This is a genomic window from Lentzea sp. NPDC058436, assembly GCF_042721515.1.
In the GTDB taxonomy this organism is placed as follows: domain Bacteria; phylum Actinomycetota; class Actinomycetes; order Mycobacteriales; family Pseudonocardiaceae; genus Lentzea.
This window is the reverse complement of sequence record NZ_JBHXLF010000003.1, coordinates 848,234-863,232: the sequence shown is the minus strand read 5'-3', so window position 1 is coordinate 863,232 and position 14,999 is coordinate 848,234. Positions and strand designations below refer to the sequence as shown.

Below are 14,999 nucleotides of genomic sequence, written 5' to 3'. Positions count from 1 at the left end.
GTCAGGTCTGAGGAGGAACCCAAGTGCAGGTCATCGCCAACGTTCTGCTCGCCCTCGTGGCGTTGATCCACATCTACATCGTCGTGCTGGAGATGGTCCTCTGGACAACGCCGCGCGGGTACAAGGCGTTCGGTCTCACGCCCGAGTTCGCGCAGGAGACCAAGGCTCTCGCCGCGAACCAGGGCCTGTACAACGGCTTCCTCGCCGCCGGCCTGATCTACGCGATCGTCCGCCAGGACTTCGGCGCTTCGGTGCTCTTCACGGTGTTCGTGATCGTCGCCGGCATCTACGGCACGTTCACGGCGAGCCGGAAGATCTTCTTCGTGCAGGTGGTGCCGGGCGTGCTGGCGCTGCTCTTCGTGCTCCTGGCTCACTAGGCCGTTCCCACGGCCCCTTGTCGGGGTCGTAGCCGGTGTAGAGGTCGCCCTCGATGCGCGCGGGCCGCGGTTTCGGCGCGGGCTTCGCGGCGCGTTTGACGGTCTTCGGTTCGGGTTCGGGCTCCGGCTCGGGTTCCGGGGTCCTGAGGGGGGCGACCTCCTGGCGCACCGCGACGAGGGCGGCCAGGGCGGTGGTCACCGGGATCGCCGCCACCAGGCCGATGCTGCCGACCAGGGTGCGGACGATCTCCTGCGCGATCTGCTGGGCGGTCAGGATCTCGCCCATCGACCGCCCGGCCAGCGAGATCGCCAGCAGCAGGGGCAGTGCCGCGCCCGCGTAGGCCATCATCAGCGTGTTCACGACGGACGACATGTGGTCGCGTCCGATCCGCGAGCCCGCCGCGAACAGCTCGCGCCACGTCAGCTTGTCGTTGGCCCGGCGCAGCTCCCAGACCGCGCTGGTCTGCGTGACCGTCACGTCGTCGAGCACGCCCAGAGCGCCGATCAGCGTGCCCGCGAGCAGCAGGCCGCGCGTGTCGATGTTCGTGCCGAGCAACGTGACGAGGTTCGTCGTGTCCTCGTCGAGGCCGGTCAGCTGCGCGGCCGCCGAGAAGATCGCGCCCAGCGCGCCGATCAGCGCGAGGCTCACCAACGTCCCGAGCACGGCTGTTGACGTGCGCGCGGACACGCCGTGGGTCAGGTAGAGCACCGCGAACATGATCATTCCGGCGCCGACGACCGCCACCAGCAGCGGGTTCTGGCCCGCCAGGATCGACGGCATGACGAACAGCACCAGCACCACGAAGCTCAGCAGCAACGCGCCGAGCGCCGCGAGCCCCTGCCACCTCCCGAGCAGCAGCACGGCGGCCGCGAACAGCAGCGCGAGGATCCCCAGCGACCACCCGCGCTGGTAGTCGACGATCTGGTACGACTCGGCGGCCTGCGGCTGGCTGCCCGCGTAGGACAGCACCACCTCGTCGCCGAGCTGGAAACTCGGCGCTCCGGCGCCCTTCACGCTCGGGATCGTGACGCTCTGGCCGCTCGCCGCGCCGTCGGTCATCTTCACGGTCACCGCGACGCACTTCTCGCCGCAGTTCTCGGCCACGCCGGTGACGACGGCCTCGACCGGCGTCTGGTGCAGCCCGATCTCCGCGCCGGTCTTCTGCTCGTACCCGAACGGGTAGAGCAGCGCCGCGCCGACGAGGGTGGCCAGCGCGAACGGCACCAGCAGCCACAGCAGCAACGTGCGCACGCGCTGTGATGCCGGTTCCTCGTTCAGCGCATGGCTATGCCCGTGACCGTGACCCACGCGCGACATCCTGCCGCATGAGATGTTCGATGGCGGTCACGCCCGCGTGGAACCTGTCCTGCGTGAGCTTCAGCCACGGCACGCCCCGCCGCGTGAGCTCGCGTTCGAACAGACCGGTCATCCACTCGCGCAGGTGTTCGCCGTCACGCCAGCCGTCCTGTTCGAACGGGACGCCCACGTGGTCGGTGAGCAGGTAGAGGTCCGGTTCGGTGCCGGGGAAGATCTCCGGCCGGAAACCGAGATAGCGCTCTCCCCAGACGGTCGCGGCGAACGCGTCGTTGTCCGCGACGACCAGCGGGGCGGTCTCGGCCTGGATGCGGCGTTCCTGTTCGCGCGCAACGTCCTCGAAGTCGCCGAGGGTCCACACCAGACCGTCCACGGTGGCGTCCGGGTCGAACGCCTGTGCGGCGGTGAGCTTGTGCTCGGTGTGCTCGCGGCCGTACTCGGCGATCCAGGGCGCTCCGAAGTGGCCGGCGAGTTGCTTCGAGAGCGTGGTGGTGCCGGTGCTCTCCGCGCCGAGGACCACCACCTTCCGGCCCAGGCCGCGCTGGGTCGCGGGCGCCAGGTGGTGCCAGTTCGCGACGGGATCGGTGCGCACCGCCGTGCCGGAGACCTGGTGGGTGAAGCGGTCGAGGTCGACGAGCACGTGCCGGGCGCCGAGCCTGCGGGCCAGTTCGTCGCCGTACTTCTCGCTGGAGAACACCACGTCGACCGGGGCCTGCGACGGGTCGCCGTCCGCGATGGCGCGCCTGGCGAGGACGGCGCGGGTCAGCGCGACGTGCAGGTTCCAGATCTCGTCGGAGTCGAAGTCCATCGGGTGGTCGTCGAGGTCGCCGACGATCCGGATGCCCGGATCGGTGTGGGTCTCGGTCAGCCAGCGCACGCGGTGTTCGAGCGGGATGGTCTCGGACGACGCCGCCAGCACCGTGACGGTCGTGCGCTCGCTGCGGGAGGCCGCCGTCTCGATGAGGTGGTGGTGGCCGTTGTGCGGCGGGTAGAACTTGCCGAGCACGAGGGCGTGGGCGAACTCCTTCACGCGGGCACCTCGTCGCTCCTGAGGTCCTTCGTCCAGTTCCGCAGGCCGATCACGCACAGCACCATGAACCCCACGTACAACACCGCTGTCAGGTACAGCTCCTTGTACGCGTAGAGCGGCACGTAGATCACGTCCGCGGCGATCCACAGCCACCAGCACTCGACCTTCTTGCGCGCCTGGCCCCAGGTGGCGAGCAGTGACAACACGGTCGTGACCGCGTCCCAGAACGGCACCGTGGACTCGGTGAAGGTGACCAGGACCCAGTGCAGCAGACCGGTTCCGAGCACGCCGGCCACCGCGAGCCACACCCACTGCGGTGTCGTGGTCCGGCTGACGTGCAGCGTGCTGTGCTGCTCGCCGCCGCGCACCCACGCCCACCAGCCGTAGACCGCGAGTGCCATGTAGACGATCTGCAGGCCGGAGTCGGCGTACAGGCCGCTGCTCCAGAACAGCACGAGGAACGCGATGTTGTTCGCGATGCCGATGGGCCAGTTCCAGGGGTTCTGCCGGGCGACCAGCCACACGCACAGTGCGCCGGTGACGAAGCCTGCTACCTCAACGGGTGACAAGGGCACTCCTTGACCGCTGTTCGAACATGTGTTCGAATCGATGATGTGCGATGGGACGGGCAGAAATCCGAGGCAGAGCCGCAACAGGCACTACCGGGGCTACCGGGACTGGTGCGCAGCGTACGAACTCCTGAGTTCGCGGACGTGGTGTTCCACGAGGTCCGCGCCAAATCCGTGCTCAACGGGGTACCGGGTTCGTCGCTGCCGTTCGCGTGGACGGTGAACCCGTATCGCGGCTGTTCACACGCCTGCACGTACTGCATGGCGGGCGACACACCGATCCTCATGGGCAACGGTCGCACGAAGCCGCTGTCCGAGGTGCGCGAAGGTGACGAGATCTACGGCACCGAGCTCGTCGGCAACTACCGGCGGTACAAGCTCACGACCGTTTTCGCGCACTGGGAGACGCGCAAGGAGGCGTACCGGCTGACGCTGGAGGACGGCACGACCGTGGTCGCGTCCGGTGACCACCGGTTCCTGACCGACCGCGGCTGGAAGCACGTGACGGGCGAGACGGCGGGCGTCGGACGCAGGCCGCACCTCACGACCGGCAACAAACTCATGGGCACGGGGGCTTTCGTCGAGCAGCCCGCCGTGACCGACGACTACCGCCGCGGCTACCTGCGCGGCATGGTGGACGACGAGACCGAGTTCCACATCCCCCTGGCCGACATCGAGGCCATGGACCGCACTCAGGAGTACCTCGACTACTTCGGAGTGCGAGAAGGCGAGGGATTTCTGCACCAGGTGCGCGTACTCGCGCACTGGCAGATAGCCCCGAACCCCGACTGGCTCAAGGGATTCCTGGCCGGCGCGTTCGACTACCTCGGGACCTGCTCGCGCAGCATCCTGCGGCTCTCGACGCGCAACGCCACCGTTCTGGAAGCGATCTGCCTGGCGCTCAAGCACTTCGACTTCGACTTCGCGATCGAGGAGCTGCGCCGCCGTCGTGGCGTGCGGGTCGTGCGGCTGCGCGGCGGGCTGCGGGAGAACCTGCGGTTCTTCCACACCGTCGACCCGGCGATCACCCGCAAGCGCGACATCGACGGCGTGGCGATCAAGTCGCAGCGGCCGCTCGGCGTCGTGTCGGTGGAACCGCTGGGCGAGACGGCCCTCTACGACATCTCGACCGGGACGGCGGACTTCATCGCCAACGGCGTGGTGTCGCACAACTGCTTCGCCCGCAAGACCCACTCCTACCTGGACCTCGACACCGGCAAGGACTTCGACAACCAGCTGATCGTCAAGGTCAACGCCGGGGAGGTGCTGTCGCGCCAGCTGCGGTCCGCGCGCTGGAAGCAGGAGCACGTGGCGCTCGGCACGAACACCGATCCGTACCAGCGGGCGGAGGGGCGGTACGCCTTGATGCCAGGGATCATCGAGGCGTTGACCGCCTCCCGCACGCCCTTCTCGATCCTCACGAAGGGCACGCTGCTGGCACGGGACCTGCCGCTGCTGACAGCGGCCTCGGAGGTCGTGCCGGTCGGGATCGCGGTGTCGCTGGCGCTGATGGACCGGGACCTGCACAAGTCGCTGGAGCCCGGCACGCCGACGCCCGCCGCACGGCTGGAGCTGGTGCGGAAGGTGCGGGAGACGGGGTTGCCGTGCGGGGTGTTCGTGGCGCCGGTGCTGCCCGAGCTCACGGACTCCGTGGAGCAGCTGGACTTCCTGCTGGAGCAGATCGCGGCGGCCGGCGCGACGGGTGTGACCGTGCTGCCGCTGCACCTGCGTCCGGGCGCGAAGGAGTGGTTCGCCGCCTGGCTGCGCCGCGAGCACCCGGACCTCGTGGAGACGTACCGGTACCTGTACGGGCCTCGGTCCTATGTGGACAAGCGGTACCGCGCCCGGCTCGCTGCGCGCGTGATCCCGTTGATCGAGAAGCACGGACTGGCGCCGCGTGGACGGTCCACCGACGCCGTCACCGGTGTGCCCGGTGACGACGAAGGCGTGTGGCCCGACGGCAGCCTGCCGGTGGGTGTGCCGGCGCCGCGCGTTGATCAGGAACAACTCACCCTGCTGTGAACCTTCGAGTCGGCGCCCTCTTCCCCAGGGTCGCCTTCTCGCTCTACTCGGCCCACCCGCCCTGGGCCATCGTCTGGAACTTCCAGTCGCCGCCGACCTTCGTGAGCAGGTCGCCGTAGCGCACCGTGATCCCGTTGATCGTGCCGTCCGTGATCACGAAGACCAGGTTGTCGTTGATGAAGTGCGGAGTCCTCTTCGACTCCATCTGCACCTCACCGCCCAGCTGGGCCCCCATCTGCTCGATGAACGTCTCGCGGTCCCACGACGTGGCCGACCCGTCGGTGACCGTGTTGACCGGGAACAGGGCCATGTCGGCCATCGCCTCGACGTCGCCCTTCATCGCGAGCGCGTCCCACTTCTCGAACCACTGCATGACCTCGTCGTACGACATACCGTACATTGTACGGAAGCTAGCGGGTGCCGACCACCGCATTGGTGTCTTCGCTGGTCACGAGCTTGGCGGTCAAGCCGGCGGCGGTGAAGGCGGCCAGTGCGGCCGGTGCCTGGCGCTCGCTGGTCTCGCTCAGCAGGGTGCCGCCGGGGCTCAGCCAGGTCGCGGCCTGGGCGGCCACGCGGCGCAGGACGTCGAGTCCGTCCTCGCCGCCGTCGAGCGCCACGCGTGCCTCGTGGTCGCGTGCCTCGGGCGGCATGAACCGGATGTCGGCGGTCGGCACGTACGGGACGTTGGCGACCACGACGTCGATGGTGCCTCGCAGGTGCGGCGGCAGGGCGTCGAAGAGGTCGCCTTCGAACACGTTGGTGAGGTTCTGGCGGGCGCACTCGACGGCTGCCGGGTCGATGTCGGCGGCGTAGACCGCGGCGTCCGGGAGCCTGTGCCGCAGGACCGCGCCCACCGCGCCTGATCCGCAGCAGAGGTCCACGGCGGTCGCGGGCTTGAGGTCCGTGGCGAGGTCGACGAGCAGTTCGGTGCGGTGGCGGGGGACGAAGACGCCCCTGGTGACCACGATCCGGTGGCCGCAGAACATCGCCCAGCCGACGGCGTGCTCCAGCGGCAGGCCGCCGACCCGTTGTGCCACCAGGTCTTCGAGGTGCTCGGGGCTGGTGGCGGCCTCTTCGAGCAGTGCGGCCTCTTCTTCGGCGAACACGCAGCCGGCGGCCCTGAGTCTTTCCACGATGGTCATCGAGGGGGGACGGTACGCGCGGCGTTTACAAGCAGGCTTGACTGTTTGTTTGTTCGGCGGAAGACTCGGCGGCGTGGAGACGAGGCAGCGCCAGGCCGACCGCTCGCGGGAGACGAAGCGGAAGCTGATGGAGGCGACCGTCGAGTGCCTGGTGGAACGTGGCTGGTCAGGCACTACGACGACCGAGGTGGCGGAACGCGCCGGGGTGTCGCGCGGTGCTCAGCTGCACCACTTCCGCACGCGCGGTGAGCTGGTCGCGGCGGCCGTGGAGCACGTGGGCGCGGAGAGCGTCGAGGTGCTCAAGCGGCGCGCGGAGATCGCCGAGAAGAGCACGCACGCCGTGGTGGAGCTGATCGCGGACTTCCACGCCAGCGACCTGTTCACGGCGGCGCTGGAGCTGTGGGTGGCCGCGCGCACCGATCCGGAGCTGCGCGAGCAGGTGCTGGAGCTGCAGGCGCGGCTGGGGCGTGAGGTGTACGGGCTGGCGTTGGAGCTGCTCGACGTCGACGACGCGAAACCCGGTGTGAAGGACGCGGTGCAGGCAACCCTTGATCTCGTGCGCGGGCTGGCGCTCGCCAACCAGCTCGCCGACGACACCAAGCGCCGGGCGCACGTGGTGCGCTACTGGGCGCGGATGCTGGAGGAGCAGCTGTGATCACGGAACTGCTGGCCGACCTCGACGCGGAGTCGCGGGACCTCGACCGGATCGTCGCCGGGGCCGACTGGACCGTGCCGACGCCCGCCGAGGGCTGGACGGTCGGGCACCAGGTCGGCCATCTGATGTGGACGGACAAGGCGGCGATCCTCGCGATCACCGACCCCGCCGCGTTCCAGGCGCAACCGCTGACCGCCGACATCGTGGACAGGACCGCGGCGGAGGCGGCCGCTCTGCCGGACCTGCTGGAACTGTGGCGGGACAGCAGGAAGGCGTTGCGGGAGCACCTCGCCGCAGCCTCCGGCAAGATCGTGTGGTTCGGGCCGCCGATGAGCCCGGCGTCCATGGCGACCGCGCGGATCATGGAGACCTGGGCGCACGGGCAGGACGTGGCGGACGCCCTGGGTGTCGTGCGCGAGCCGACCGCGCGGATCAGGCACGTGTGCCACATCGGGGTGCGGACCATGGGGTTCGCGTTCCTGCTCAACGGGCTGGCGGCGCCGGAGGCCGAGGTGCGGGTCGAGTTGACCGGGCCTGGCGGCGAGGCGTGGACGTGGGGGCCGGAGGACGCGGAGAACCGCGTTTCGGGGCCCGCGCTGGACTTCGCGTGGCTGGTGACGCAGCGGCGCAACCGCAAGGAGCTCGCGATCGAGGCGTCCGGGCCGGTGGCGCAGGAGTGGGTGCCGATCGCGCAGGCGTTCGCGGGGCCGCCCGGAGGTGGCCGGTGATCAGGATCGGCAACGCGTCGGGCTTCTACGGCGATCGACTGTCCGCGATGCGCGAGCAGCTGGAGGGCGGGCACCTCGACGTCCTGACCGGGGACTACCTCGCCGAGCTGACCATGCTGATCCTCGGGCGCGACCGGATGAAGGACTTGTCGCTGGGGTACGCGAAGACGTTCCTGCGGCAGATGGAGGACTGCCTGGCGCTCGCGCTGGACAAGGGCGTCAAGATCGTCGTGAACGCCGGTGGGCTGAACCCCGAGGGGCTCGCGCGCAAGCTCGATGCCAAGGTCGGCTACGTCACCGGCGACGACCTGAAGGCGCGGTTCCCGGAAGCCTTGACCGCCAACGCCTATCTCGGCGCGTGGGAGATCGCGGACTGCCTGAACCAGGGCGCGCAGGTCGTGGTCACCGGGCGCGTCACGGACGCCAGCCTGGTGGTCGGGCCCGCGGCGGCGCACTTCGGGTGGGCGCGCGACGACTGGGACCGGTTGGCCGGTGCCACGGTCGCGGGGCACGTGCTGGAGTGCGGCACGCAGGCCACGGGCGGCAACTACTCGTTCTTCACCGAGATCGACGTGACCCGGCCCGGGTTCCCGATCGCCGAGATCAACGAGGACGGGTCGTCGTTGATCACCAAGCACGACGGCACGGGTGGCGCGGTCACCGTCGACACCGTGACGGCACAACTGCTGTACGAGATCGGGGCGCCGGAGTACCTGGGGCCCGACGTCACGACGCACTTCGACACGATCCGGCTTCAGGACCACGAGCGCGGAGTCAGGATCAGCGGGGTGAAGGGCTCTCCGCCGCCGGACACGCTCAAGGTGTGCCTGAACACGTTGGGCGGGTTCAGGAACTCCACGACGTTCGTCCTCACCGGGCTCGCCGTCGAGGCCAAGGCGGAGCTGGTGAAGCGGCAGCTGCGGGACGCCATCGGAGACGACGGGCTGACGTGGACGCTCGCGCGGACCGATCAGGTGGACGCGGCCACCGAGGAACAGGCGAGCGCGTTGCTGCACGTCACGATCAAGACGGCGGATCCGAAGCGGGCCAAGGGGTTCAGCCGTGCGGCGATCGAGCTGGCCCTGGCGAGCTATCCCGGGTTCCACGTGACGGCGCCGCCCGGTGACGGGACGCCGTTCGGGGTCTACCGGGCGGCGTACGTGAACCGCGACGAGGTCAGCGCCAAGGCGGTGATGCTGTGAAGAGGCCGCTGGGAACGATCGCCGGCGCGCGCAGTGGCGACAAGGGCGGGGACGCGAACCTCGGTGTGTGGGTGCGGTCGGACGAGGCTTTCGCGTGGCTCAACGAGTTTCTCACCACCGAGAAGCTCAAGGAGCTGCTGCCGGAGGCTCAGGAGGTGAGCAGGTACGAGCTGCCGAACCTCCGGGCGCTCAACTTCGTGCTGCACGGCCTGCTCGGCGACGGGGTGGCGAGCAGCACGCGGTTCGACCCGCAGGCCAAGGCCTTGGGCGAGTGGTTGCGCGGCAGGGAAGTAGAGATCCCCGAGGAGCTCCTGTGATCACGAAGGACCTGTACGAGCGCAAGGAGCTCAGGGAGCTCGTCCGCGACTTCACGCGCAAGGAGATCGCGCCGCACCTGGGCCAGTGGGAACGCGACGGCGAGGTTCCGCGTGAGCTGCACGAGAAGGCCGCGGCGCTCGACCTGCTCGGCATCGGGTTCGAACACGGTGACCTGCTGGACTCGGTCGCGCTGACCGAGGAGATCATCCAGAACGGCGGGTCGTCGGGGCTGGTCGCGGCGCTGTTCACGCACGGCATCGCGATCCCGCACATCTGGCAGAGCGGGAACGCCGACCTGGTCGAGCGGTTCGCGAAGCCCGCGATCCGGGGCGAGAAGATCGGCAGCCTCGCCGTCACCGAGCCCGGTGCCGGGTCCGACGTGGCCGCGATCAGGACGACCGCTGTTCGGGACGGCGACCACTACGTCGTCAACGGCGAGAAGACGTTCATCACCTCGGGGTGCCGCGCGGACTTCGTCACGACCGCGGTGCGGACCGGGGAGAAGGGCTACCAGGGCATCTCGCTGCTGGTGGTCGAGGACGGGTTCACGCGGCGCAAGCTCGACAAGATGGGCTGGCACTGCAGCGACACCGCCGAACTGCACTTCGACGACGTGCGCGTGCCGGCCGCGAACCTGGTGGGCGAGGAGAACCAGGGCTTCGTGCAGATCATGCGGCAGTTCCAGGTCGAGCGGATCACCATGGCGGTCGAGGCCTACGCGACGGCGCAGCGTGCGCTGGACCTGACGGTCGAGTGGGTGCGGAACCGGGAGACGTTCGGCAAGCCGCTGATCAAACGTCAGGTGGTCAGCCACAAGCTCGCCGCGATGGCGCAGAGGATCGACCTGGCACGGACGTACACGCGGGAGGTCGCCGCGCGGATCAACCGCGGCGACGACTGCGTCACCGAGGTCTGCTTCGCGAAGAACGCGGCGGTCGACGCCTGCTCCGAGGTGGTCGACGAGGCCGTGCAGCTGCACGGAGGCATGGGGTACATGCGGGAGTCCGAAGTGGAGCGTCATTACCGGGATGCCCGCATCCTCGGCATCGGGGGCGGGGCGAGTGAAGTGATGACCGAGCTCGCGGCACGACGATTGGGGTTCGCCTGATGGGCAACAGGGAGGCGCTGCTCGCGAAGATCGCGGGACTGGACGCCGAGCACGCCAAAGCGCTCGCCGGGGGTGGGCCGAAGTACGTCGAACGGCACCACAAACGCGGCAAGCTCCTCGCCCGCGAACGGGTCGAGCTGCTGATCGACGAGGACAGCCCGTTCCTGGAGCTGTCCCCGCTCGCGGCCTGGGGCACCGACTTCCCGGTCGGGGCTTCGTGCGTCACGGGCATCGGGCGGATCGAGGGCGTCGAGTGCGTGATCGTCGCGAACGACCCGACGGTGCGCGGTGGCTCGTCGAACCCGTACACGCTGCGCAAGTCGTTGCGGGCCAACGACATCGCGCTGCAGAACCGGCTGCCGCTGGTCAGCCTGGTCGAGTCGGGTGGTGCCGACCTGCCGACGCAGAGCGAGATCTTCATCCCCGGCGGGCGGGCGTTCCGCGACCTGACGCGGTTGAGCGCGGCGGGGATCCCCACGGTCACCGCCGTGTTCGGCAACGCGACGGCCGGTGGCGCGTACGTGCCGGGCATGTCCGACTACGTGATCATGATCAAGGACCGCTCGAAGGTGTTCCTGGGCGGTCCGCCGCTGGTCAAGATGGCGACCGGTGAGGACGCGGACGACGAGTCGCTGGGCGGCGCGACCATGCACGGCGCCACGTCCGGGCTCGCGGACTTCGTGGCGGAGGACGAGACCGACGCGATCAGGCTGGCACGCCGGGTCGTCGCCCGGCTGAACTGGCGCAAGCTCGGGCCGGAACCGGCGGTCGTCGAGGAGCCGGCGTTCGACGCCGAGAGCATCCTCGACGTCGTCTCCGAGGACCAGCGCGTGCCGTTCGACCCGCGCGACGTCATCGCGCGGCTGGTCGACGGGTCGCGGTTCGACGAGTTCAAGCCGTTGTACGGCAACAGCCTCGTCACCGGGTGGGCGCGGATCCACGGCTACCCGGTCGGCATCCTCGCGAACGCGCGCGGTGTGCTGTTCAGCGAGGAGTCGCAGAAGGCCACGCAGTTCATCCAGCTGGCGAACCAGAGCGACACGCCACTGGTGTTCCTGCAGAACACCACCGGGTACATGGTCGGCGCGCAGTACGAGCAGGGCGGCATCGTCAAGCACGGCTCGATGATGATCAACGCCGTGTCGAACAGCCGCGTGCCGCACCTGACGATCACGATGGGCGCGTCGTACGGCGCCGGCAACTACGGCATGTGCGGCAGGGCCTACGACCCCCGCTTCCTGTTCACCTGGCCCAACGCCAAGTCGGCCGTGATGGGGCCCGCGCAGCTCGCCGGTGTGCTGTCGATCGTCGGACGGCAGGCGGCGATGGCCAAGGGGCAGGAGTACAACGAGGAGCACGACGCCGCCATGCGCAAGATGGTGGAGGCGCAGATCGAGGAGCAGTCGCTCGCGCCGTTCCTGTCGGGGAAGCTCTACGACGACGGCGTGATCGACCCGCGCGACACCAGGACCGTGCTCGCCCTCTGCCTCTCCGCTGTCCACAGCGGACCGATCAAGGGCGCCGACGGCTTCGGCGTCTTCCGGATGTGATGACCACAGTGATCAAGACTCTGCTGATCGCCAACCGCGGGGAGATCGCCCGCCGGATCATCCGCACCTGCCGGGACGACGGGATCCGGACGGTCGCGGTGTTCTCCGACCCGGACGCCGAGTCGCCGCACGTCCGCGAGGCGGACTTCGCGGTCCGGTTGCCGGGCGCGTCGCCGTCCGAGACCTACCTGCGCGCCGACCTGCTCGTCGAGGCGGCCGTGCGAGCGGGAGCGGACGCCGTGCACCCGGGCTACGGATTTCTGAGTGAGAACGCCGACTTCGCGCGGAAGGTGCAGGACGCGGGGCTGACGTGGGTCGGGCCGGAGCCCGACTCGATCGAGGCGATGGGCTCCAAGGTCGCCGCGAAGAAGCGGATGGCCGCAGCGGGTGTGCCGACGTTGCCGGAACTGGACCCGGAGACCGTCACCGAGTTCCCGGTGCTGATCAAGGCGTCCGCCGGTGGTGGCGGGCGCGGCATGCGGATCGTGCGGGAGAAGGGTGAGTTCGCGGACGCGCTGGCGAGTGCGCGGCGCGAGGCCGAGTCGGCGTTCGGTGACCCGACGGTGTTCTGCGAGCCGTTGCTGGAGCAGGCGCGGCACGTCGAGGTGCAGATCCTCGCCGACGCGCACGGCACGGTGTGGGCGCTCGGGGAACGCGAGTGCTCGATCCAGCGGCGGCACCAGAAGATCGTCGAGGAGTCACCGAGCCCTGCGGTGGGCGACGAGGTGCGCAAGCGCCTGTTCACGGCGGCCACGGTGGCGGCCGAGTCGATCGGGTACGTCGGCGCGGGCACCGTGGAGTTCATGCTGAAGGGCGAGGACTTCCACTTCCTGGAGGTCAACACGCGCCTGCAGGTCGAGCACCCGGTCACGGAGCTCGTGCACGGCGTGGACCTGGTCGAGTGGCAGCTGCGGATCGCCGAGGGCGCGCGGCTTCCCCTGGAGGTGCCGCAACCGCGCGGGCACGCGATCGAGGTGCGGCTCTACGCCGAGGACCCGGCGAACGACTGGCGGCCGGCGAGCGGTGTGCTGCACCGGTTCGAGGTGCCCGGTGACGTCCGGCTGGACAGCGGTGTCGAGGACGGCTCCGTGGTCTCGGTGCACTACGACCCCATGCTGGCCAAGGTGATCGCGTATGCGCCGACCCGCCGTGCGGCCGCCCGCAAGCTCGCGACGGCGTTGGAGAGCGCGAAGATCCACGGTCTGGTCACGAACCGCCAGCTGCTCGTGGACATCCTCGGGAACGAGGCGTTCCTCAACGGGGACACGCACACCGGGTTCCTCACCGAGCACGACCTCACCCGGACCGTTGACCCGCAACCGTTTGCGCTCGCGGCGGCGCTCGCCCAGGCCGCGACCCGCCGGATCGGCACGCTGCCGCTGGGCTGGCGCAACGTGCGGTCGCAGCGGCCGAAGGCGAGGTTCCTGCACGGTGAGGAGCTGGTCGAGGTCGAGTACGACCCGGCGCAGGCCACCGCGGACACCGTGGTGCTGGACCTGGACGGCGTGCGGGTTCCGTTCCACGTCAGCAGGTACGGCGACGTGGTCGAGGTGGACTCGCCGCGCGGGTCGCTGTCGTTGAAGGTCGTGCCGCGCTTCCCCGAGCCGGAGACGAAGCTCGCGCCGGGTGCCACCATCGCCCCGATGCCGGGCACGGTCGTGAGGGTCAGCGTTCAGCAGGGTGATGTCGTCGAGGCCGGTGCCGAGCTCCTGGTGCTGGAAGCGATGAAGATGGAACACCGCGTGCTCGCGACCAACGCGGGCACGGTCACCGAACTTCTCGTCGAGCAGGCGCAGCAGGTCAACGCCGGAGATGTACTGGCCGTAGTGGAGGAATCGTGAGCTTCGTCGAGTCCGAAGAGCGGATCGCGCTGCGCAGGGCGGTCGCCGAGTTCGGTGCCAAGTACGGCCACGAGTACTTCACGGCCAAGGCCCGTGCGGGGGAGAAGACGACCGAGCTGTGGGAGGAGGCCGGCAAGCTCGGCTACCTCGGCGTCGCGGTGCCGGAGGAGTACGGCGGCGGTGGCGGCGGCATCGGCGACCTCGCGGCGGTGTGCGAGGAACTGGCGGCGGCGGGATGCCCGTTGCTGCTCATGGTGGTGTCGCCGGCGATCTGCGCCACGGTGATCGCGCGGTTCGGCACGGACGAGCAGAAGTCCAAGTGGCTGCCCGGTTTCGCGGACGGCACGCTGAAGATGGCGTTCGCGATCACTGAGCCCGACGCGGGGTCGAACTCGCACAAGCTCAGGACGAACGTCCGCCGCGACGGTGACGACTGGGTGCTGAAGGGCGGCAAGACCTACATCTCCGGTGTCGACGAGGTCGACGCTGTGCTGGTGGTCGCGATCCAGAAGACCGGGCCGGTGCTGGTGGTCGTGCCGACGGACGCCGAGGGCTTCACCTGGCAGGAGATCGACATGGATCTCTTCATGCCGGAGAAGCAGTTCACGCTGTTCTTCGACGACGTCAGGCTGCCGTCCGACGCCGTTGTCGGCTCGCCGGACCAGGGGCTGATGCAGATCTTCGCCGGGCTCAACCCCGAACGGATCATGGGCGCGAGCATGGGGACCGGGTCGGCGCGCCTCGCGATCGCCAAGGCCGTCTCCTACGCCCAGCAGCGCACGGTGTGGGACACCCCGATCGGCGCCCACCAGGGGCTCGCGCACCCGCTGGCGAAGGTCCACGTCGAGGTCGAGCTCGCCCGGCTGATGACGCAGAAGGCCGCCGCGCTCTACGACTCCGGTCGTGACAAGGAGGCGGGCGAGGCCGCGAACATGGCCAAGTACGCGGCGGGCGAGGCGATCGCGGCCGCCGTCGACCAGGCGATCCAGATCCACGGCGGCAACGGGCTGAGCCGCGAGTACGGCCTCGCGTCGATGCTCGCGTCGTCCCGCCTGTCGCGCATCGCGCCCGTGTCGCGGGAGATGGTGCTCAACTTCGTCGCTCAAAACTCGCTCAAGCTGCCGCGTTCGTACTGACACACT

Annotated in this window: 13 protein-coding genes and 1 pseudogene; 9 read left to right on the top strand and 5 right to left on the bottom strand. The window is 69.5% G+C overall.

Annotated features, from left to right (window positions below):
• The first annotated feature begins 23 nt into the window (after positions 1-23).
• Positions 24-377, top strand: a complete 354-nt coding sequence (locus ACFWN2_RS17740; protein WP_382428563.1) for a DUF1304 domain-containing protein — start codon at positions 24-26, stop codon at positions 375-377.
• On the opposite strand, the gene ACFWN2_RS17735 is transcribed toward ACFWN2_RS17740, so the two are convergent.
• The 3 genes from ACFWN2_RS17735 to pnuC are packed head-to-tail and all read right to left on the bottom strand — an operon-like array spanning position 298 to position 3,297.
• Entirely contained in the window at positions 298-1,629 is a 1,332-nt protein-coding gene (locus tag ACFWN2_RS17735; protein ID WP_382428562.1) for a YibE/F family protein, read from the bottom strand. The two genes, ACFWN2_RS17740 and ACFWN2_RS17735, sit on opposite strands and share 80 nt — an antisense overlap.
• A 34-nt stretch (positions 1,630-1,663) precedes the next feature.
• Positions 1,664-2,722, bottom strand: a complete 1,059-nt coding sequence (locus tag ACFWN2_RS17730; protein WP_382428561.1) for an AAA family ATPase — start codon at positions 2,720-2,722, stop codon at positions 1,664-1,666.
• Positions 2,719-3,297, bottom strand: a complete 579-nt coding sequence (gene pnuC / locus ACFWN2_RS17725; protein WP_382428560.1) for a nicotinamide riboside transporter PnuC — start codon at positions 3,295-3,297, stop codon at positions 2,719-2,721. Before pnuC ends, ACFWN2_RS17730 begins: the two co-directional genes overlap by 4 nt.
• Positions 3,298-3,336: 39 nt before the next feature.
• On the opposite strand from pnuC, the gene ACFWN2_RS17720 reads away from it, so the two are divergent.
• Positions 3,337-5,313 (top strand): intein-containing Rv2578c family radical SAM protein, encoded by a 1,977-nt coding sequence (locus tag ACFWN2_RS17720; RefSeq protein WP_382428559.1) that lies wholly within the window; start codon positions 3,337-3,339, stop codon positions 5,311-5,313.
• 43 nt (positions 5,314-5,356) lie between these two features.
• On the opposite strand, the gene ACFWN2_RS17715 is transcribed toward ACFWN2_RS17720, so the two are convergent.
• Both ACFWN2_RS17715 and ACFWN2_RS17710 read right to left on the bottom strand, forming a co-directional pair.
• Complete coding sequence (locus tag ACFWN2_RS17715) at positions 5,357-5,704, bottom strand: nuclear transport factor 2 family protein (protein ID WP_382428558.1); 348 nt, start codon at positions 5,702-5,704, stop codon at positions 5,357-5,359.
• A gap of 19 nt (positions 5,705-5,723) precedes the next feature.
• The gene (locus ACFWN2_RS17710; RefSeq protein WP_382428557.1) at positions 5,724-6,455 is read right to left on the bottom strand and encodes a putative protein N(5)-glutamine methyltransferase; all 732 of its coding nucleotides are present in this window, start codon (positions 6,453-6,455) and stop codon (positions 5,724-5,726) included.
• Positions 6,456-6,582: 127 nt separating this feature from the next.
• Here ACFWN2_RS17710 and ACFWN2_RS17705 point away from each other — a divergent pair, with 127 nt between their 5' ends.
• The 7 genes and pseudogenes from ACFWN2_RS17705 to ACFWN2_RS17675 all read left to right on the top strand — a co-directional run bounded on the left by ACFWN2_RS17705 (position 6,583) and on the right by ACFWN2_RS17675 (position 14,993).
• On the top strand, positions 6,583-7,110 hold the full coding sequence (locus ACFWN2_RS17705) for a TetR/AcrR family transcriptional regulator (RefSeq protein ID WP_382428743.1): 528 nt from the start codon (positions 6,583-6,585) through the stop codon (positions 7,108-7,110).
• The gene (locus ACFWN2_RS17700) at positions 7,107-7,838 is read left to right on the top strand and encodes a TIGR03084 family metal-binding protein (protein ID WP_382428556.1); all 732 of its coding nucleotides are present in this window, start codon (positions 7,107-7,109) and stop codon (positions 7,836-7,838) included. The genes ACFWN2_RS17705 and ACFWN2_RS17700 overlap by 4 nt, the downstream gene beginning before the upstream one ends.
• A 47-nt stretch (positions 7,839-7,885) precedes the next feature.
• Positions 7,886-9,357: pseudogene (locus tag ACFWN2_RS17695) on the top strand (acyclic terpene utilization AtuA family protein).
• A complete protein-coding gene (locus ACFWN2_RS17690; protein ID WP_382428555.1) occupies positions 9,354-10,466 on the top strand; it encodes an acyl-CoA dehydrogenase family protein in 1,113 nt (370 codons plus the stop codon). Before ACFWN2_RS17695 ends, ACFWN2_RS17690 begins: the two are co-directional and overlap by 4 nt.
• The gene (locus tag ACFWN2_RS17685; RefSeq protein ID WP_382428554.1) at positions 10,466-12,016 is read left to right on the top strand and encodes an acyl-CoA carboxylase subunit beta; all 1,551 of its coding nucleotides are present in this window, start codon (positions 10,466-10,468) and stop codon (positions 12,014-12,016) included. The genes ACFWN2_RS17690 and ACFWN2_RS17685 overlap by 1 nt, the downstream gene beginning before the upstream one ends.
• An 8-nt stretch (positions 12,017-12,024) precedes the next feature.
• Positions 12,025-13,857: a biotin carboxylase N-terminal domain-containing protein gene (locus ACFWN2_RS17680; RefSeq protein WP_382428553.1), complete on the top strand. Its 1,833-nt coding sequence runs from the start codon at positions 12,025-12,027 to the stop codon at positions 13,855-13,857.
• Positions 13,854-14,993, top strand: coding sequence for an acyl-CoA dehydrogenase family protein (locus ACFWN2_RS17675; RefSeq protein ID WP_382428552.1), 1,140 nt, complete (start codon positions 13,854-13,856; stop codon positions 14,991-14,993). The genes ACFWN2_RS17680 and ACFWN2_RS17675 overlap by 4 nt, the downstream gene beginning before the upstream one ends.
• Positions 14,994-14,999: the final 6 nt, after the last annotated feature.

What these genes read in the sequence shown, in the direction of transcription:
- ACFWN2_RS17685 (WP_382428554.1), top strand. Translation starts at nt 10,466, where the DNA reads ATGGGCAACAGGGAGGCGCTGCTCGCGAAGATCGCGGGACTGGACGCC.
- ACFWN2_RS17715 (WP_382428558.1), bottom strand. Translation starts at nt 5,704, where the DNA reads ATGTCGTACGACGAGGTCATGCAGTGGTTCGAGAAGTGGGACGCGCTC.
- ACFWN2_RS17705 (WP_382428743.1), top strand. Translation starts at nt 6,583, where the DNA reads ATGGAGGCGACCGTCGAGTGCCTGGTGGAACGTGGCTGGTCAGGCACT.
- ACFWN2_RS17710 (WP_382428557.1), bottom strand. Translation starts at nt 6,455, where the DNA reads ATGACCATCGTGGAAAGACTCAGGGCCGCCGGCTGCGTGTTCGCCGAA.